At 40.0% G+C, this 20,775-nt stretch carries 12 protein-coding genes, 2 rRNA genes and 2 pseudogenes; 7 read left to right on the top strand and 9 right to left on the bottom strand.

The window, feature by feature from the left end:
- Window positions 1-82: 82 nt before the first annotated feature.
- Entirely contained in the window at window positions 83-328 is a 246-nt protein-coding gene (gene ilvM, locus P4S71_RS10915; protein WP_008137711.1) for an acetolactate synthase 2 small subunit, read from the bottom strand.
- Window positions 325-1,974, bottom strand: a complete 1,650-nt coding sequence (gene ilvG / locus P4S71_RS10910) for an acetolactate synthase 2 catalytic subunit (protein WP_337150654.1) — start codon at window positions 1,972-1,974, stop codon at window positions 325-327. The genes ilvM and ilvG overlap by 4 nt, the downstream gene beginning before the upstream one ends.
- A 553-nt stretch (window positions 1,975-2,527) precedes the next feature.
- Here ilvG and P4S71_RS10905 point away from each other — a divergent pair.
- From P4S71_RS10905 to P4S71_RS10875, 7 genes are all read left to right on the top strand, one after another.
- Window positions 2,528-4,198 (top strand): phosphoethanolamine transferase, encoded by a 1,671-nt coding sequence (locus P4S71_RS10905; protein ID WP_337150653.1) that lies wholly within the window; start codon window positions 2,528-2,530, stop codon window positions 4,196-4,198.
- Window positions 4,195-4,566 (top strand): diacylglycerol kinase, encoded by a 372-nt coding sequence (locus P4S71_RS10900; RefSeq protein WP_008137717.1) that lies wholly within the window; start codon window positions 4,195-4,197, stop codon window positions 4,564-4,566. The genes P4S71_RS10905 and P4S71_RS10900 overlap by 4 nt, the downstream gene beginning before the upstream one ends.
- Window positions 4,557-6,536, top strand: coding sequence for an LTA synthase family protein (locus P4S71_RS10895; protein ID WP_337150652.1), 1,980 nt, complete (start codon window positions 4,557-4,559; stop codon window positions 6,534-6,536). Before P4S71_RS10900 ends, P4S71_RS10895 begins: the two co-directional genes overlap by 10 nt.
- A gap of 63 nt (window positions 6,537-6,599) precedes the next feature.
- A complete protein-coding gene (locus P4S71_RS10890; protein WP_007377292.1) occupies window positions 6,600-7,274 on the top strand; it encodes a response regulator transcription factor in 675 nt (224 codons plus the stop codon).
- Window positions 7,255-8,691 carry a sensor histidine kinase gene (locus P4S71_RS10885; protein ID WP_337150651.1) on the top strand — a complete coding sequence of 479 codons (1,437 nt, stop codon included), beginning with the start codon at window positions 7,255-7,257 and terminating at the stop codon, window positions 8,689-8,691. The genes P4S71_RS10890 and P4S71_RS10885 overlap by 20 nt, the downstream gene beginning before the upstream one ends.
- 50 nt (window positions 8,692-8,741) lie before the next feature.
- On the top strand, window positions 8,742-9,620 hold the full coding sequence (locus P4S71_RS10880) for a TraB/GumN family protein (RefSeq protein WP_337150650.1): 879 nt from the start codon (window positions 8,742-8,744) through the stop codon (window positions 9,618-9,620).
- A 70-nt stretch (window positions 9,621-9,690) separates the two neighbouring features.
- On the top strand, window positions 9,691-9,882 hold the full coding sequence (locus tag P4S71_RS10875) for a hypothetical protein (RefSeq protein ID WP_008166123.1): 192 nt from the start codon (window positions 9,691-9,693) through the stop codon (window positions 9,880-9,882).
- Here P4S71_RS10875 and P4S71_RS10870 read toward each other — a convergent pair.
- The 7 genes and pseudogenes from P4S71_RS10870 to P4S71_RS10840 form a co-directional block, all read right to left on the bottom strand.
- Window positions 9,872-11,283 (bottom strand): annotated as a pseudogene (locus tag P4S71_RS10870) (ATP-binding cassette domain-containing protein). The gene P4S71_RS10875 and the pseudogene P4S71_RS10870 overlap by 11 nt on opposite strands.
- Window positions 11,284-11,359: 76 nt before the next feature.
- A pseudogene (locus P4S71_RS10865) lies at window positions 11,360-13,089 on the bottom strand (response regulator).
- A gap of 132 nt (window positions 13,090-13,221) precedes the next feature.
- On the bottom strand, window positions 13,222-15,555 hold the full coding sequence (locus P4S71_RS10860; RefSeq protein ID WP_096792330.1) for a fatty acid cis/trans isomerase: 2,334 nt from the start codon (window positions 15,553-15,555) through the stop codon (window positions 13,222-13,224).
- Entirely contained in the window at window positions 15,552-15,917 is a 366-nt protein-coding gene (locus tag P4S71_RS10855) for a hypothetical protein (RefSeq protein ID WP_002959878.1), read from the bottom strand. The genes P4S71_RS10860 and P4S71_RS10855 overlap by 4 nt, the downstream gene beginning before the upstream one ends.
- An 88-nt stretch (window positions 15,918-16,005) precedes the next feature.
- Window positions 16,006-16,800, bottom strand: coding sequence for a VOC family protein (locus tag P4S71_RS10850; RefSeq protein WP_096792329.1), 795 nt, complete (start codon window positions 16,798-16,800; stop codon window positions 16,006-16,008).
- Window positions 16,801-17,503: 703 nt separating this feature from the next.
- Window positions 17,504-17,618, bottom strand: a 5S ribosomal RNA gene (gene rrf, locus P4S71_RS10845).
- 212 nt (window positions 17,619-17,830) lie between these two features.
- Window positions 17,831-20,721, bottom strand: a 23S ribosomal RNA gene (locus tag P4S71_RS10840).
- Window positions 20,722-20,775 lie beyond the last annotated feature (54 nt).

Raw genomic sequence — 20,775 nt, 5'->3', positions numbered from 1 at the left:
AATATAAGCGGGCATTCCTCATTCTAAAATTGGTGAATAACCGAGAGACTCAGTTACTCGTAAATTATTTTTTAATTCGTAATTATACAGCCTGTTGTTGCTGTAAATTTTGTAAAGTGACTTCTTTGACATCCACCAGCTTATTTAACTGGCTGGTTAATAGGTAAATTGGTTTATCACTATCTACCGTCATGTCTACATTATAAAAACCATCATCCATATTGAGCTGAAAATGCGTAAGGTCAAAACCACGATGACGCACCACTCGTAAAAAGCGCTCTACCGCTATACTTTGGCTTTTTAATGCAATAGTTAGGCTATGTTTCATTTTGCTTTCTCCGTCATCATTTCGTCGTTAGCAGCCCCAGGTGGTACAAGTGGCCAAACATTTTCTTTATCATCAATACAGGCATGTACTATGTACGGCCCTTTACTATTAACTAATGCAGTTATCGCATCATCAACTTGATTAGCGTGAGTTATTGTTTGCCCAGGAATACCAAATACAGCAGCTAATTGAACAAAATCTGGGTTATCCGACAGGTTAGTTTCAGAATAACGCCCTTCAAAAAATAGTTCCTGCCATTGGCGAACCATCCCTAAACGTTGGTTATCTAAAATTAATATTTTTACAGGTAAATTATTACGGCGAATCGTGGCCAACTCTTGAATATTCATCATTATTGAGCCATCGCCCGATACAGTAATAACAAAGTCATCAGGGCGTGCTACTTGCGCGCCAATAGCCGCAGGTAAACCAAAGCCCATTGTGCCTGCACCACCACTACTTAAATGATTACTCGGGTGAGTAAACTTCATGTGTTGTGCTACCCACATTTGATGCTGACCCACATCGCAGCACACAACCCCTGTATTTGGCATGCGTTGGCTTAGTTGGTTTAATAAGTACGGTGCAAAAACCTTCTCACCTGGGTAGTCGTAACGCCACGCATGCTTAATATTCATTTCTTTATTTGTGTCACACCACGCTTTAGGGGTTACAAAGCACTCAAGTGCGGGTAGCGACGTTTTTAAATCAGCAATTAATGAGGCTTTAGCAGGTTTTCGCTTACCGACTTCAGCGGCATCTATATCTAAATGAATTACTTTAGCTTTAGCTGCAAATTTAGCTAAGTTACCTGTTACGCGGTCATCAAAGCGCGCCCCTATACATACAAGTACATCACATTCTTGTACTGCGATATTAGCAGCTTGACCACCATGCATACCCAACATACCTAAGTAATGTTCGTAATCTGGTAACACACTACCCAACGCTTTAAGTGTTGATACAGCTGGCATCTGCGTTTTATTTAAAAATTGCATTAGCTCGTCTTGCGCATCAGCGGCTTGTACACCACCACCTACATACGCTACAGGCTGTTTAGCCTCACTCAACAATTGATTAGCAATAGCAACTTGCTTTAAATCTAACTCTGGTAAGTATTCATCAGCTGCTAGCCAAGGTTTAAAAGGGACTTGCGCCATTTGAATATCTTTTGGGATATCGACAAGTACAGGGCCTGGTCGGCCGCTTTGCGCTAAATGAATCGCTTCTTGTAATATCTCTGCTAAGTCTTCAGCTCGTTCTACCATGTAGCTGTGCTTAGTACACGAAAGCGACATACCTAGTACATCTATTTCTTGAAACGCATCTGAACCAATAGCTGCAGTAGGCACTTGGCCAGTGATCGCCAATAATGGTACTGAGTCCATCATCGCATCAGCAAGAGCGGTTATTAAATTAGTTGCACCTGGGCCCGATGTTGCAAAACATACGCCTAATTTACGTGTGCTGCGAGCATAACCAACTGCTGCAAACCCTGCACCTTGCTCATGGCGAGTTAGGTAGTGTTTGACTGGCGCGCCATACAGCGCATCGTAAATTGGCATAATAGCTCCGCCTGGGTAGCCAAATACTTCATTTACGCCGTGTTTGGTCAATAAATCGATTGTTAGTTCTGCGCCTGTCATTAATAAACCCTCATTCCTCAGTGACAACCCAATTACATTTTTACGCTAAAAACTTTACCCTAAAAACTAAAAAGCCCTCCGAACGGTTAAGTGCGGAGGGCTTTTTTAATGCTTAAGTTTTTAAAGCACTACGAAGCCCTCGCGGGAATAATCACCACGATAATAATCAGGACTAGGTTAAGTGCATTTGTAAGCATGTAATTAATACCAAATTTTGTTCAATTATCGCGAAGGTTATTCCTTCGCTCTCTTTTTATATTAGTACCGCGCTAGGCCCTTTAAGTCAACACCAAAGTTAATCTAACAAAAAGACTAAAAGGCAATTTATCAGGTTTTAAAATTCATTATATAAACTGGTGGTGGTTTTTTTATGCTCTAATTTCATTCTCAGAAATTCACTATTCTTATATCCCTTATTTAAGGTTTGATTAATTTTTAAGAATATTTTTATAAATAAAATTATTTATCACCTTCAGGTAATGCGTAGCTTCTCTTAAGCTGCCCTTAAGTATTGTTGCATAGCATGGCGTTGTTATTTTAAACGAGCCTGTATATGAACGTAGTTAGCCAAACACCAGCACAAAAAAAGCCAAATCGTAGTAAACGGTTTTACATTCACTGCAGTGCAAATGCCTTTGTAGTGATGATTGCCTGTTATTACTGTTTAGTTATAAACATTCCTTTTATTCAAGGTTCGTTTAGCGCCATCACCTCCCTTACATCTTTTTCGTGGCTATTTTTACTTTCAGTGCCACTACTGTTGTTATGCCTTTTAATCATTTTCTTTTCGATAGTGTCGGTTAGGTGGTTACTAAAGCCAATTAACTACCTTTTACTGATAATTTCGAGCGCTGTGCTTTACGGCTCATTAAATTACGGCGTCGTGTTTGACTATTCAATGATTCAAAACACATTTGAAACTGATTTAAGCGAAGCGTTGAGCTATTTAAACCCGCAGCTCATAGGTTTTCTACTGCTGTTTTGTGCGCTACCTGTTTTTGTATTAAGCAAAGTAAAAATACACTTTACCCGCCCTCACCAAGAAGCGATTAGCCGCATAAAACTTATTATTGCCTGCTTAACGCTAATTGCTTTAGTGGTCGCTAACTTTTACGCCGACTACGCAGCCACAGGCCGCAATAACCGTATTTTAAAAAAAGAAATCATTCCATTTCAATACCTCTCTAGCGGTTATAAATATATGCGCGATCAGCTGCTGTATACCAATATGGAATTTAAAAATATAGACGCAACACCTACTCTTATTGCACCCAATACCACCAGCGTAACCGTTATAGTTGTTGGCGAAACCGCACGAGCAGAAAACTTTACTTATCAAGGTTATAAGCGCAACACAAATTCTTACACACAAAAGTACAATGTTACATATTTTAATAATGTGGCGTCTTGTGGCACCGCTACTGCAGTGTCTGTGCCGTGTATGTTTTCACTGCAAACACAAGATAACTTTGATCGATTAGCAGCCGACAACCAACAAAACCTGATTGATTTAGCACAACAAGCTGGCAGCGATGTACTGTGGGTTGATAATAACAGCGGCTGTAAAAACGTATGCACCCGTGTTGTTAACATTGACATCCCAACCACCCCATCAGCACTTTGCGATGGAAAATATTGTTTTGATGAAGCACTGCTTGTTCCACTTAAACGCAAACTCGCTAATTTAAGCCAAGCTAACACCGTTATCGTCCTACATATGATGGGCTCACACGGACCAACCTACTTTAAACGCTACCCAGAAAAATTTAAGCAATTTACGCCCACGTGCGACAGAAGCGACATTCAAAACTGCTCACTCGATGAATTAGTTAATACCTACGACAACACAATTGCGTACAGCGACTTTGTTAACGCCCAGGTAATTGAGCAATTAAAAGCACTGCCAAACAACATAGATAAGCAGTTTTTATATGTCTCTGATCATGGTGAATCACTTGGCGAAGCTGGTGCTTATTTACATGGTTTTCCGTATAGCTTTGCCCCAAGTACACAAACACATGTCCCCCTTTATATGTGGGCTGATGAGCATAACCAGCGCATTACCAATACCTGTTTAGTTAATTTAGACACCACTGCTGCACGCTCACACAACAATATTTTTCACACCCTTTTAAATTTAATTGGCATTAAAAGCAAAACGTATCAGGCATCGCTCGATTTACTTGCTAGCTGCCAAACAACACCAAGCGAAATAAAAATATGAGTAATAAAACCGTTATAAAACGCCAAGGCTTAATGCGCCTTATTTTTACCTTAAGCCATTCTTTTAACGGCTTAAAATGGATGAGTCGATTTGAAGCGGCGTTTCAACAAGAGCTAGCACTGTTTTCGTTACTCGGTGTGTTTGTGTGGCTACAAGAAATTGCACTAAGGGATAAATTACTGCTTGTCGCCAGCCTGCTTTTTGTATTATTTGCTGAGCTGGTAAATACGGCAGTTGAGGTTGTAGTTGATAGAATTGGCAGTGAATACCATGAGCTTTCAGGGCTCGCTAAAGATATTGCCTCTGCAAGCGTGTTTATAGCTATGCTAATTGCCGCACTTATTTGGTGGGCTGTGTTATGGGCATAAAGCTAACTTTTATACCTAAAATAACCAGTTTAATATTTAAAGTAATACCTAAGGTACAAAATGCACTTGGCCCTGTATGGATTTTTGTTGTATTTGCTGTTTTAGCACTTAGCTTTTTAACACTTGCTCGCTTTGGTTTAAGTGTATGGCAAGGGGAGCGTGTATTTGGATCGCATGCGTGGTTGTCTATATTTATAGGTGGTTTAAGAGTTGATATAGCCACTCTAAGCTACATTATTGTGCCCGCATTACTACTTACCTTAATGATGCAAAGCGTAGGTTGGCAAAATAAAGTACGCGGCCTCATTAAAATTTATTTAGTGACGATGTCTGCTTTACTTGTTTTTTTTGAAGTGATTACGCCTACGTTTATAAACGAGTACGATTTACGCCCTAACCGCTTATTTATAGAATATTTAATTTATCCTAAAGAAGTCTCAAAAATGATTTTTTCAGGCTATAAGTTAGAAGTATTTATTGCTGTTATAGCACTTATTCTAAGCTGTAAATTTGCAAGTAAAGTATTTCGCAATCAATGGCAAAGCAAGTCATCACTAACAGGCTTAAACCAATCAATTTTAGCGCTCGTTTTAGTATGCTTAACTATTTTGGGCGCCCGCAACTCATTAGGGCACAGACCACTTAACCCCGCCATGGTCTCGTTTTCTACTGATCACTTACTTAACGACTTAACCCTTAACTCACTTTATAGCGTCGCGTTTGCAGTTAAGCAACTTTCTAATGAGCAATCAAGCCAAGACTATTATGGCAAAATGCCCACCGATGAATTGCTTAGTATTGTGCGCAGTAACATGCAAGACACGCAAGCCGCATTTAGTGATGTAACCGCCCCTACAAAAACGTTTCATGGCGCAAGTAATACAGGTAAACCCAAAAATCTAGTCATTATTTTACAAGAAAGTTTAGGTGCTCGTTATGTAGGCACGCTTGGCGGTTTACCGCTTACACCTAATATAGACGCCCTTTATAAACAAGGCTGGGGGTTTGATAATTTATACGCCACGGGTACACGTTCAGTACGTGGAATTGAGGCAGTAATTACAGGGTTTACACCAACGCCTTCGCGTGCAGTTGTTAAGCTTGATAAATCACAACGTGACTTTTTTACCATTGCTGATTTTTTAGCGAAGCAAAATTACAACACGCAGTTTATTTATGGTGGCGAAAGCCATTTTGATAACATGCGCAGCTTCTTTTTAGGCAACGGTTTTAAAAGTATCGTAGATACAAATAACTTTAAAAAAATAGACTTTAATGGCTCGTGGGGCGCATCAGACGAAGACTTGTACGACCAAGCCGATATAGAACTTACTAAGCTTAAAAATCAAAACAAACCATTTTTTAGCCTTATATTTTCAAGCTCTAATCATAGCCCGTATGACTTTCCTGACGATAAAATAACGCTGTACGATAAACAAAAACAAACCCGTAATAATGCTGCCAAGTATGCCGATTACGCACTAGGCACCTTTATCGAAAAAGCTAAAAAATCGAGCTACTGGGATGATACTGTATTTATAGTTATTGCCGATCACGACTCGCGCGTATCGGGTTCAAATTTAGTACCGGTTGATCACTTTAAAATTCCGGCCGTTATTTTTGGAAAAGGTATTACCCATAAACGAGATAGCCAACTAGCCAGCCAGCTCGATATTCCTGTTACTCTACTGTCTTTAATTGGCGCAAGTGGTAAGCACCCTATGATAGGTCATGATTTATCAAAGCCAATTAGCGACAACAAACAACGCGCAATGATGCAATACGACAAAAACTTTGCCTACATGCACGATAATAAAGTGGTGGTGTTACAACCACAAAAACCAGCAACCACCTATACGTATAGCAATAACCAGCTTGTACCATGTGAAAATGATGAGCAACTAGTTAAAAAAGCCCTAGCCCACGCGAACTTAGGTAATCTAGCTTATACAAATGGTTGGTATCATTAACCAAGTGACTTGATAATAAAGCCTTGTTAAAGTAACAAGGCTATTTTTATAAACCGAGTAAACATGAAAATCCTCGTTATTGAAGACTCTGAAGCACTAAGACGCAGCTTGCAAGTTGGCCTTAGCAACCTTGGTTTTACCGTAGATGAAACTGGTGATGGCTCAGAAGGGTTGAGTATGGCACTGAGTGGAAACTACGACCTCCTCGTACTTGATTTAATGCTACCGAGCGTTGATGGCATGAGTATTTTACAAGCACTGCGCAGCAGTAATAGCCAAAGCCGTGTGCTAATTTTATCGGCACGAAGTGAGCCTCAAGATAAAATTAACGGCCTGATGAAAGGCGCTGACGATTATTTAACTAAGCCATTTTCGTTTGAAGAACTCCATGCTCGTGTCCTTGCATTACTTCGTCGTGGTTCACTGCAAAACCAACAAAATACCCTAACCGTAGGTGATTGCGTATTAGATCTTTCCCTTAAAACTCTTCACTACAAGCAACATGCTATTGAGCTCACGCGTAATGAATACAAAATAATAGAATGCTTATTTAACGCCCCAGAGCGAGTATTGGGGCTTGAACTTATAAGTGAAGCGGTGGTAGGTCAATTTGATATGCTCTCTAAAAATGCGCTTGAAGCACACATCTCAACCATACGTAAAAAAGTAAGACAATTTGATGGCGAGCTCCCGATAAAAAATAAACGTGGATTTGGTTATGTCGCAACAACAAAATAAAAATCACTCAATAAAACGTAAACTCGTTAATAATATTAGCGCCGTGATCTCGGTTATTTTATTCACCATATTTTTAACTGTTGATTTAAGCGTTGATACTTGGGTGGAAGATCAGTTTAATCAGTCTTTAACTAATAAAGCTAACTACTTAAAAACCTTAGTTGAAGATGACAACAACGTGGTTGAATTTGATTTTGCTGGTGAGTTTATGTCGGAGTATGAAGCAGCCGATGCCACGGAGTTTTACCAGTTATGGCATGGCCGTGATGTGTTTGAGCGCTCGGACTCATTAGCGCTTTATGAAAATGCTAACCTGCCTTTTTTAGAAATGCCGATAAACGAATCTAAAATTATAGATTACGAGCTTCCTAACGGGCGTGATGGCCGCGCACTTATAAGTCACTTTGTAGCCCAAAAAGACGATAGAAACCCCACCCACTCTGCTGTTTTTAATACCATGACGCTTGCGATTGCAGCGCCGACAGCCGAACTTAATAAAGTACTGATTATTATTGATGTGGTCTTTATTTTAACCTGTGTACTTGGTGTGTTTGGTGTGCGCTATTTAGTGACACGTATTGTAAATAAAGGCCTGCACCCGCTACACAATTTAAACGATCAAATTAAGTTACTCGATATTACCGGTGTTGCGCAAACAATAGAAAGCGACTTTAAAGTGGAAGAAATAGAACCTATACGTAACGAGCTAAATAAGTTTATTACCGTTAATCAGCAACTCTATAGTAATGAAAAACGCCTAACAAGCGACATTGCACACGAGCTTAAAACCCCTATAGCTGAACTCATAAGCCTCTCAGAGGTGGCTATTCGCTACCCTGACGATAAACGTATTAGCGATACCTATACCAGTGATGTACTTAATATTTCACAGCGCATGAAAACAATTGTTAGCAACCTATTACTGTTGCAGCGCTCAAGTAGCAGTACAATGCAATTGAATGCGCAAAATATCATTCTAAATAACTTAGTAAATCAAATTATTGATGAGCTGACCTTTAAGCATCCAAGTATCAAAACGCGTTTAAATAACGAAATAAGTGACGAGATTACACTTAATGTTGACGAATTTAGTTTAAATACCATTTTATGTAACTTAATCGATAACGCACTATTTTATGGACTCCCTGAGGCGCCAATTAAATTAACTGCCGTAAATAACAGCACAAACATAACTATCTCTGTTAGTAACAAAGTAAATAAACCACTAAGTGGTGAACAGCTAACTGCTATTTTTGACCCGCTCTATCAGCTAGATTCATCTAGAACTAATAACCAGCGCCATGGTTTAGGATTATCTATTGTGCAGAGCTTATGTAACTTAAATGGCTTTACTATTACTGCCAGTAATACCGAAAACAATACGCTAACGTTTATGTTAACGTTACCTCTGAAGTAAATTTAGGTTAGTATTTACACTACCAACCTTCGAGATTTTAAGGACAAACCATGAATGCTCTTACCCGTGTTAGCCACTTTTTTATTGTGGCGTTACTTATAACATTTAGCCTTAACAGCTATGCAGCTCCTGCCTTATATAAAATAGAAAAAAATGGCGTCAGCTCTTACTTATTTGGCACCGTACACGTTGGTGATGCCAGCATGAAAGGCTTACCTAAAAATGTAACCGATGCAATTAGTGCAAGCAAAAAAGTGATTGTTGAAGTTGATATAAGCAAACTTACTCCACTTGAAATGCAGCAGCGTTCAATGCCATTTATGATGCTAAGTGACGGTAAAACATTACAAACTGAGCTTTCAAAGCAAAATTATACCAAGCTAAAAGATTACTTTGCTAAAAAGTCGATTGATATTGCTATGTTTAATGGCTTAAAGCCTTGGGCTGTTATGGTGACTATGATGCAAATTGAATTTCAAAGTGCAGGTTATTCAGATAAAACCGGCATAGACAAGCAAGTGCTTAGTTATGCTAAAGAGCATAATATTAAAATTGGCGAGCTTGAAACCCTAGAACAACAACTACAAATGTTTGATGGTATGGTGCTATTAAGCAATGAAATGATTGAAGAAACCTTTGAGCAACTAGCCGATATTAATACTTACTTTATCAAGTTAGTTAATGCGTGGAAAAGCGGTGACATGGACACACTAACCGATTACTACAACATGAGTTTTGATGACAGTAATTACGGTGAAATTAGCGAGCAAGTAATGCTAACTAACCGCAATAATAATTGGGTTAAACAACTCACACCGCGTTTAGCAAACGAGCAGCTATTTATTGCTGTAGGCGCTCTGCATTTACCTGAAAAACACGGGTTACTTAAACAACTTCGAGATAAAGGCTTTAGCGTTACTCGTCTTTAAAATAAAAATGACCCCAATAGAGCTTACGTAAACAAACTCGCTAAGTAAGCTCATAATGTTTAGGTAAATTATGAAACGTTTTCAATTTGAGATTTTATTTTTTCTCACGATGCTTTTTATCAATGGAGTATATTACTACCAAGAGGGGTATTTTAAACCAAGTGGTGGGTTAATCCTTGCCTCTATTTTTATTGCGATTGAAATTGTTATTTACTTAATAGAAAGCATTAATAAAAAATATAAAAAACGAACTAACAACTAAAGTCTTCCATTTTTAAGTAATTCTCTATTCCTTTAATTTTGTCTGCCGCATGATGATTTACATAAATCACAGTACTTGTATTAGCAGCACAAACTTTCTCTATTAGTAGCAGTACACGTTGCCTGTTTGCTTCATCCAAGCCTAAGCAAGGCTCATCTAAAACAAGTAACGTTGGATGTTTTACCATAGCTCGCACAATTAAAAGCATACGTTGATCGCCGTACGAAAGCTGGGTGAATGAGGTATTTTGTTTATCACTTAAACCAATAAATGCCAGCCACTGTTGAGCAATATTAATTTGTGCGTCGCTCGGTTTTTGATATAAACCTATGCTGTCGTAAAATCCTGAAATAACAGTATTTAAAGCCGATATACTTACGCGGTAATCCATATGTAGCGCGTTAGATATAAAACCAATATGCTGTTTTATATCCCAAATACTCTCCCGGTTCCGCGTTTAAAACCGAACACTTCAATGTCATTGCTATAACACTGTGGGTTATCACCTGTTATTAAATTTAATAGGCATGTTTTGCCTGAACCGTTCGCTCCACTAAGCTGCCAATGCTGATGCTTTTTTATAGTCCAATTGAGATTTTTGAATATGCTTACATCACTGTAACTAACTTTAGCATTACTCAATTTAACTAAGGTATTACCGGTGAATGCCTTTTGCTCTTGTTCAGTATCCGGAGATGGCACATCCAATGAGGTATGTTCTAAATGAAGTAGTTTTAGTAAATCACTCAATTGCTCACTGTCTGGCTTTGCCAAAGTATGTAACAAGCAACCTTGGTTTACATAGCCATAGTGAGTAATGAATGAAGGGATTTCGTCTAGGCGGTTTAGTACAAAAACAAAAGTAATAATTTGGCTAAGTTCTATGAGTATTTTATTAAGCTGCTGGCAAGATTGTACGTCGAGTCCATGAAATGGCTCATCAAGCACGACTAACTCACTATGGGAGCTGAGTCCTTTTATAAGTAGGAGTTTACGAGTTTCACCCGTTGAAAGGTCTCTAAAATGCCTATTTAGTAATGAGCTAAATTTAAATAATTCTATTAGCTGCGCTAATAATTCATCATTATTACTATGCCCTGTAAAAATAAGGTCTTTAACGAGAGTGTGCTTTTCATGCTCTAATTCTTGAGCTAGTAACTGTTTATGTGAATCTGAAGACACGAGCATAAGCTTATTAATACTACTTATACGCTTACCACTTTCGCACTTAGCCTCACCGATTAACGCAGCTGTCAGAGCAGATTTACCAGCTCCATTAGCACCTAAAAGTAACCAATGTTCTCCTAGGTTTACTTGCCAATCTAAGTTGCATATATCGTAACGGCTTTTACCTTGCCCTTGTAAGTAACCATTAAATTGCTCAAGCGTAATTGACTGCACTAACTTTTCCTAATAAACCTTAAAACAGCAAGTTAACGTATATTAAAAGTGCTTAGCAAGCTTGTTATCCGCAAAATTAATTTATTTCACTAACAACGCTAATACTATTTAATGCGTCTTTAATTGCTTGCTGGCTTATTGGCTTATGAATATGGAGGTTAGCTCCGTATTCATAAACTCGCTCTATATCATTTTGTGAGGTATTTGCTGTTATAACAATAATTGGCATTACTTTATTAAGATCGGAACGTATTTTTTTAATAGCCTCAAACCCATCCATTACAGGCATATTTAGGTCCATAAAAACAATATCGTACTGATTTTCACTCACCATATCACACGCGACTTTACCATTTTCTGCGCAATCATAGCTTAAACCTAATAAACTAAGTATGCGGGTTAATAACATAGTGTTTAATGGGTTATCTTCAACGACTAAACACGTTAGCTTGTCGTTTACTTTAAGAGGTGTTGGGAGGGCTTTACTTATAGTCACTGGTAAATACAAAGACACCAAAGCACCATGAGTTTTATTATTTGTAAAAGTAATTTCACCATGCAGTGCTTTTACAACGTATTGAACCCGGGTTAGGCCAGTTCTTAACCCTTGAAAGTGATTGGTTTGTTTAAATGAGTCAAATTCAAGACTGGTAATCTTCTTCGAAAAGCCACTGCCAGTGTCACTCACCGTTAAATGAAATTCATCATTTAAAAGCTTAGCTGAAACAGTAATTTCACCTTTTTGTGTAAACTTAATAGCGTTACCAATTAATTCTGTAAGTGTGTGCTGCAAACGTTGATGATCCAGTTTACATACACAATTTAACGATTCATCTAAACGACTAACTAGTTTTAGGCCTTTTTGCTTACACGCATGCTTGTAAGCTATTACTACTTTATTACACGACTCTAAAAGGTTTTCATCATTTAAATGCGGTACCCATTTACCTGCACTTAAAGCCTGCAAGTCTTGTAATTCATCTAATATGGCTATTAACCTAAGCGCGCAATAGTTAGCTTGGGTTTTAACGCTTTGCTGTTTATCAGAAACCTCTAGCTCCTCAATAGACGTAATAAGTCCCTGCAAAGGTGTTCTAAATTCGTGACTAGCTCTGGCAATAAAATGTTCTTTATTTTGACTTGTTTGATAAACAAAATCTTTTTGTTTTTGTAGCTCTAAAAGCGTGTCTGAAACCTCTTTTTCCATTGGTATAAAAACAAATCTTAACTCAATAAGTAATAATGTCATTGCCAATAACCAGCATAGTATCTCTAGGTTGGCGACCCAATTTACTTTTTTAACAGCTTGAGATTCAAATAAGCTCACTGCCTTATCAAGCTTTGTTAATAACGTTTCAACATGCTTAATAGAAAATACTGAGTGGTTTATCTCTCCTTGCTGATACAAAAGCCGCTCTGTTTGTTCTATATAGTCAAATACCGCTTTATCTAACCCTATCGTTTCACCAAAATATAAGTCTACTAACGCTGGATTTAAGTAAATGTATTCGTCATCAGAGTTTTTAGTTAATAATGTTTGATGGGACTTTTTAAATGTATTGAGGGACTTCTCAAGTGACTCAGTATGAGCTGGCGAGTAATTACTGATGTTAAGCATAGCATTACTGTGCCAAGCAATTTTCTGTAGAGCATACGCTGGCTACCAGCGATGTTAATAATTTTTGCATCAAACTTTTGAACAGAAAAACTATGCTGCATTAATAAAGCAGAGCCACTTATTAATAGCGCTATTGCAATTAGTGCCCATCGGTAACGTGTTCTCACGCTTTTAATAATATTGAACATGTATAAACCAGTTTTTTTATATAAGTGTAGACTAATTTTTTAAAACGAAGAATCAGTCAAAATAATTAAGCGAATTATTAATACCCAATAAAAAAGCCCAGCATCAAGCTGGGCCATAGTAGTAAAATTATATTAGCGATTCTCTAATCGATTATAATCGAACATTCCATATTCTATCCCACGATACTTTTTAGCTGTATCGTGCAATATATCGCTGTATTGCCAAAACTGTGGATGAGTACGTCGAATACCAAACTTAGATTTCAAAGCACCATAATCGGCTTCTATTTGCATCATAGGCAATTGCTCGGCAAAAGCATTTACTTGCTGCTCGTTATTTAAATACCAAATAGCTGCAGGGTAATCACCGATAAAGCCAGGAACAATAGTCGCGGTATCTTCATCATAAGCACGTTGGCCATCTTCGTTTAATAAACTAGATATATTGTAGTGCGCATTATGATGAATAATAGTGTAGCCCTTATGGCTATCATCTTTTTGCTTTACAAGTACAAAAGAAAGCTGAGGTAACAAGTTTACCGCTTTTGCTGGCATATTACTTACTACATTTAACGGCTTTGGTACTTCAGTGTAGTTGTATCTTTCACTTAAAACTGGCGCTAAGGCTTCTTTCATCAAAGTATATAGTTCATGCTGTGGATCATCTGTTACATAGTTAATACCACTGGGCTGGCTAAATTCTCGGTTATTTTTAAAGAACTTAGATAAGTCAGGTGGTGAATTACGATACCACTGCTTTTTGATTTGATTACGTTTAGCCTCAGGTAACAATGCTAAAAAGTTTTGCTCTCCCTCTAAACGTAAAAAATCCATATATAGGCGTGTCACTAATTGATGGCCTATATTTCCGTACACATCAAAGCCTGCTACAAGCAAATAGTGAATACGCTCAAACAAAGCATAATCTAATATCCAGGTGGTTTTAGGCTCTTGACCAATAAAACCTTTAACTACAGTTGCACTATCAAAATGGCGGAAAATAGTTAGTGCCGCATTTTTATTATGCTCATCACCTTTCCAAAGTAAGTCTGTTGTAAGGTGCTCACCACCTTTGAACATTTTGTTAGCCAACTCTACTTTCGCCTGTAAATACTTTTTCTCGCGAACTGAATATTTAACCCAGCTAGAAATGGGTAAGGCATTACTCTCCTCAGCGGCAGGAAGTTCTAATGCCTCTTCATGTTGCATTAGCATTTCCCCTACAGCCGGAGTCGCTACTTTATTAGGATCAGCAAAAGCCACCCAAAAATGATCGTTTATAACATTTAAAGCAATCTGACCACGACAAACAGGCCCTTTTATAAAGCCCATAATAATTAACTCTGCCTCATCAAGCATAAATTGATACTTAGAATTAATTGGAATAACTTCGAAAGTTTTAAAAGGGTTAGATGCTGCCTTAGCCTCATAACTAGGCATTTTCGTAACAGTATAATCTGGCGCAATAAACTGCTCATATAAACGCAGTAATTTAGCTTCATTAAGCTCAAGTGGTAAATGTGTTTTAGAAAGTATGGTTGTACGTTCTTGCATAAAACGATAATAAACACGGCTAACTTTAGGGTCATCGTATGGGCGGCGCGTGTTAATTAACTTTATTTCCTCACCAGGAGGCGTACTTGAGCGAACTAATTTGAAAAAGCTTTGTGGGTTTTCTGAAGTAAAATAAATATGTGCTAAAAACCAATGCTCATAAATATACCGTGCTGATAACTGATACTTTAAGCTATCTTGATTTAAAAATGCTTCCCAGCCCGCTATTTTATTCTGATCATATTTACTTGGTGGCTGAATATGTGACATTTTACCACCACCTTTAAGCCAGTTCTGTAAGTGATTAAACTCTTCACGCGAAACACCAGGTAAACCATAAGGCATGCCGCCATGAGGTTGATCACTTGCCAATCGATCGAACTCACCCATTGTTGCGCAGGTTTGCGAACGCGCTAACGAAAAGTCAAACTCATCACCTAACACTTCATTTACTGGCAATTCATGGCTTTGCTTTAACACTAAGCTATTAAATAACACACTGCCCGCTAAGTTAGCTTCTTCACTTTGCACGCGCTCATTTAGCACTGGCGTAAAGTTTTTCTCTCGCCATTGCTGAGTATTAGTTGCATCAAATAATAAACGGCTTGGGGTTGTTGCCAATAAACGAGTTCCATCGTAAACGAGCTCTTTACTCAAACCTCGGTCAATACCTTCAGGGGATGAGAGCTTCAGTTGACATGGTGCATCGTAACAACCATGACAAACTACGCAGCGGGTATCGAGTACAGGTTTTACATTTTGTAAAAAATCAGCACCAGCACCTGTTGTATGAGGCACCATTCTCTCTTGTGTTTGTTCAGGTCCAAAAAGATCATCGTAGTGAGCATTTCCCAAATATGCACAACCACTTAAAATAATGAGTACTATCGTACTTATTAGTATTTTTCTCATTCGTCGTCCTCATCACCTAAATCAAAGGTGGGCATCATATCCATTTGAGGAGAAACGAATGTATTCTGACCTTCAGTATTCAAAACAATACTTAAAAGAGGGCCATGCGTTAATGTTATCTGCGCATCGTGCTCTTGATCTAATATAGCTAAGTACAGAGGATTAGTTATAAGCAACTCATAACCGCTAACAGTAATAGCGACACTGCTATCTTCACTTGGGTTCTGGCAAATTTGAGCAAGTAACTCATCATCAAGTCCAATTGATATTTCAAAATCAGGCTGCTCTAAGTCTCTATTACTTAATGATTCATCTAATAGAAATAAAGGGAGGGTTAAATTACTATCTTGTTCAAATTCCATTGCGTTCTCTGCACTTTCTGACGATTTAATTGACGAGTATTATATCAAACTAGCGAGCAAATTAACGCTAAAGCTAATTTAACTGTGTTTAAACGTCATCCATAACAGATTCGATCACCGAAAATACAGCACCTTGAGGGTCGCATATAACACTAAAACGACCAACATCGGGGATATCTGTTGCAGGAACACATACTTGTCCACCTAAGCTAGCGGCTTTACTAACAATTACATCGCAACTCTCTACTGCAAAATAAATCATCCAATGAGCAGGGGTATCATCAGGCCATTCACTTGTCATTTCAAGCATACCGGCAATTGGTTGTCCATCGACTAAAAATAAAATGTAGTCCATCCCTTCCATAGGCTTTATTTCGCTTTCCCAGCCTAGTAAAGCACAGTAAAAGTCTCGACTTACTTTACTATCTCTTGTTGCTAACTCATGCCAATAAGGCGTATTTAATTCACCTAAGTGCTTACAACCTTTATGCTCATTCCCCTGCCATAGTGCAACAGTTGCGCCTACTGGATCTTTTAGCATCAACATTCGTCCTGCATTCATAACATCATGAGGACCGGCAATAACCTCAGCACCTAGTTCTTTTGCTTTTAGCGCACAATCATCAATATTATCGACGGCAATGTAAGCCAACCAATGACTTGGGATACCTGCACTAATTTGCTCTTTAGGCATTTCGTACATTGCAGCGATATCATCACCTTGCTTTTGTAGCATGGTGTAGTATATGTTCTCTCCAATAGGTTGATCGTCATGCCCCCAATCAAATAATGATGTATAAAACGCCTTACCGTCTTTCCAATTGTGCGTACAAAGCTCTGACCAACAAAAAACACCATGCGGGTGGTTTTCAACTTTACTCATGATTAAGCCCTTATTATTCTAATTTTACCTAAACGAACTCTGTCACATTTTATAAACTACATAATTGAACAGATCATAAATTGAGATTAGAGCAATAACTAAGCGGAGTCGATAAAAGAAGGACAAAAATTCGTTATCCAGTTGTTTCATATTTGAGGTTTTTAACGCAGTTAGGGTCAGATTTAATCCCTCAAATTGATTAAATATTATTGCTGATTGATACAAATTATTCGCCAAGAAGCGCTTCGCTTAGAGGAATACCTAAATCACTTTTCTGCAGAAGTAAAAAAGCCCGAATCGTTAAATTCGGGCTCTCTACAATTTGAAGTCGGTGCGCTACGCAGTAGGATGTCGTAGTGCCCACAGCGGTAGAAAGTCACAGTGAAATGCTACACTATCTTTGTGTCAGGGCGGCCTTCAGTGGGTCTCGCCTTCGAGCTGTTTTGTTTCACTACTGAGTTCGGCATGGGCTCTTGGCTATTTATTAAATCCAAAACAGCAAAAAACCCGTCACATTGCTGTAACGGGTTTCTTTAATTTGAAGCCTGGTGATGTCGTAGTGCCCACAGCGGTGGAGAGCCACATAGCAAATGCTACACTATCTTTGTGTCGCGATATGAGTGTGTGTTAATTGCGCACATTTCACTTTTCTGCAGACGTAAAAAAGCCCGACTATTTCTAGTCGGGCTCTCTACAATTTGAAGCCTGGTAATGTCCTACTTTCACATAGCAAATGCTACACTATCATCGGCGCTGTTTCGTTTCACTACTGAGTTCGGCATGGAGTCAGGTGGGTCCAAAACGCTATTGTCACCAAGCAAATATGGTGCAAAGAATTAATGACAAGCACGTAGTGCTACCATTTTCTTTGCGCAAGGTGCCTAAACTGTTAACGCTACGCGCTAAGAGTCACCTCTTGAATTTGGAAAATATCTGATAATATTTTTTAAGTCTTTCTAAGTAATGTCTACTTTAGCCATATTAACCTCTTCGCTTGCTTCACTATCACATAAAACGCGTTTGGCGTTGTATGGTTAAGCCTCACGGGTAATTAGTACAAGTTAGCTTAATGGCTCACACCACTTCCACATCTTGCCTATCAACGTTGTAGTCTTCAACGGCCCTTCAGAGACTTTAAAAGTCTAGTGAGAACTCATCTCGAGGCCTGCTTCGCGCTTAGATGCTTTCAGCGCTTATCAGTTCCGAACGTAGCTACCGGGCAATGCCATTGGCATGACAACCCGAACACCAGCGGTTCGTTCACTCCGGTCCTCTCGTACTAGGAGCAACCCCTCTCAATTCTCAAACGCCCACGGCAGATAGGGACCGAACTGTCTCACGACGTTCTAAACCCAGCTCGCGTACCACTTTAAATGGCGAACAGCCATACCCTTGGGACCGACTTCAGCCCCAGGATGTGATGAGCCGACATCGAGGTGCCAAACACCGCCGTCGATATGAACTCTTGGGCGGTATCAGCCTGTTATCCCCGGAGTACCTTTTATCCGTTGAGCGATGGCCCTTCCATTCAGAACCACCGGATCACTATGACCTACTTTCGTACCTGCTCGACGTGTCTGTCTCGCAGTTAAGCTGGCTTCTACCATTACACTAACCGTACGATGTCCGACCGTACTTAGCCAACCTTCGTGCTCCTCCGTTACTCTTTAGGAGGAGACCGCCCCAGTCAAACTACCCACCAGGCACTGTCCGTAACCCCGATTCAGGGGCCAACGTTAGAACATCAAAACTACAAGGGTGGTATTTCAAGGTTGACTCCAACAAAACTAGCGTCTCATCTTCAAAGTCTCCCACCTATCCTACACATGTAGGTTCAATGTTCAGTGCCAAGCTGTAGTAAAGGTTCACGGGGTCTTTCCGTCTAGCCGCGGGTACACAGCATCTTCACTGCGATTTCAATTTCACTGAGTCTCGGGTGGAGACAGCGTGGCCATGGTTACACCATTCGTGCAGGTCGGAACTTACCCGACAAGGAATTTCGCTACCTTAGGACCGTTATAGTTACGGCCGCCGTTTACCGGGGCTTCGATCAAGAGCTTCTCCCTAAGGATAACCCCATCAATTAACCTTCCGGCACCGGGCAGGTGTCACACCGTATACGTCATCTTGCGATTTTGCACAGTGCTGTGTTTTTAATAAACAGTCCCAGCCACCTGGTCACTGCGGCTCCCGTCCGCTTAGAGAGCAAGTCTCATCACAGATAGGAGCGTACCTTCTCCCGAAGTTACGGTACGATTTTGCCTAGTTCCTTCACCCGAGTTCTCTCAAGCGCCTTAGTATTCTCTACCTGACCACCTGTGTCGGTTTGGGGTACGATTCCATATAATCTGAAGCTTAGAGGCTTTTCCTGGAAGTATGGCATCAGCAACTTCATCACCGTAGTGACTCGTCTCGTGTCTCAGGTTTAATGTTCGTCCGGATTTACCTAAACAAACGCCCTACTCACTTTCACATAGACTACCAACGCTATGCTTGCTTAGCCTGCTCCGTCCCCCCATCGCAATTATATCGAGTACAGAAATATTAATCTGTTTCCCATCGACTACGCCTTTCGGCCTCGCCTTAGGGGTCGACTTACCCTACCCTGATTAACATGGGATAGGAACCCTTGGTCTTCCGGCGTGGGAGTTTTTCACTCCCATTATCGTTACTCATGTCAGCATTCGCACTTCTGATACGTCCAGCATACCTCCCGGTACACCTTCAACCGCTTACAGAACGCTCCCCTACCACTCAGAATAAATTCTGAATCCGCAGCTTCGGTGCATAGTTTAGCCCCGTTACATCTTCCGCGCAGACCGACTCGACCAGTGAGCTATTACGCTTTCTTTAAAGGATGGCTGCTTCTAAGCCAACCTCCTGGCTGTCTGGGCCTTTCCACATCGTTTCCCACTTAACTATGACTTTGGGACCTTAGCTGGCGGTCTGGGTTGTTTCCCTCTTCACGACGGACGTTAGCACCCGCCGTGTGTCTCCCGGATATTACTTTACGGTATTCGGAGTTTGCAAAGGGTTGGTAAGTCGGGATGACCCCCTAGCCTTAACAGTGCTCTACCCCCGTAAGTATTCGTCCGAGGCTCTACCTAAATAGATTTCGGGGAGAACCAGCTATCTCCCGGTTTGATTAGCCTTTCACTCCTAGCCACAGGTCATCCCCTAACTTTTCAACGTTAGTGGGTTCGGTCCTCCAGTTGATGTTACTCAACCTTCAACCTGCCCATGGCTAGATCACCGGGTTTCGGGTCTATACCTTGCAACTATTCGCCCAGTTAAGACTCGGTTTCCCTACGGCTACCCTATTCGGTTAACCTCGCTACAAAATATAAGTCGCTGACCCATTATACAAAAGGTACGCAGTCACCCAACAAGTGGGCTCCTACTGCTTGTACGTACACGGTTTCAGGTTCTATTTCACTCCCCTCACAGGGGTTCTTTTCGCCTTTCCCTCACGGTACTGGTTCACTATCGGTCAGTTGGGAGTATTTAGCCTTAGATGATGGTCCACCTATATTCAGTCAAAGTTTCACGTGCTCCGACCTACTCGATTTCACTTAAAATGTCTTTTCATGTACGGGACTATCACCCTGTATCGTGGCGCTTTCCAGCAGCCTTCCATTAACACATAATAAGCTTAAGGGCTGTTCCGATTTCGCTCGCCGCTACTTTCGGAATCTCGGTTGATTTCTTTTCCTACGGGTACTTAGATGTTTCAGTTCTCCGCGTTCGCCTCGTTAACCTATGTATTCAGTTAACGATACCTGCAAGCAGGTGGGTTTCCCCATTCGGAAATCCTAGTCTCAAGCGCTTTTTACTAGCTTGACTAGGCTTATCGCAAGTTAATACGTCCTTCATCGCCTCCAACTGCCAAGGCATCCACCGTGTACGCTTAGTCACTTAACCATACAACCCAAACGGGTCTTTGTTTTGTGACAGTTTAACTTCGCCAGAAGTCAA

Source organism: Pseudoalteromonas sp. B62, assembly GCF_037162565.1.
Taxonomy (GTDB): Bacteria; Pseudomonadota; Gammaproteobacteria; order Enterobacterales; family Alteromonadaceae; genus Pseudoalteromonas; species Pseudoalteromonas fuliginea.
Note: the sequence above shows the minus strand (reverse complement) of the source record. Positions and strands in the feature narration are given on the sequence as shown.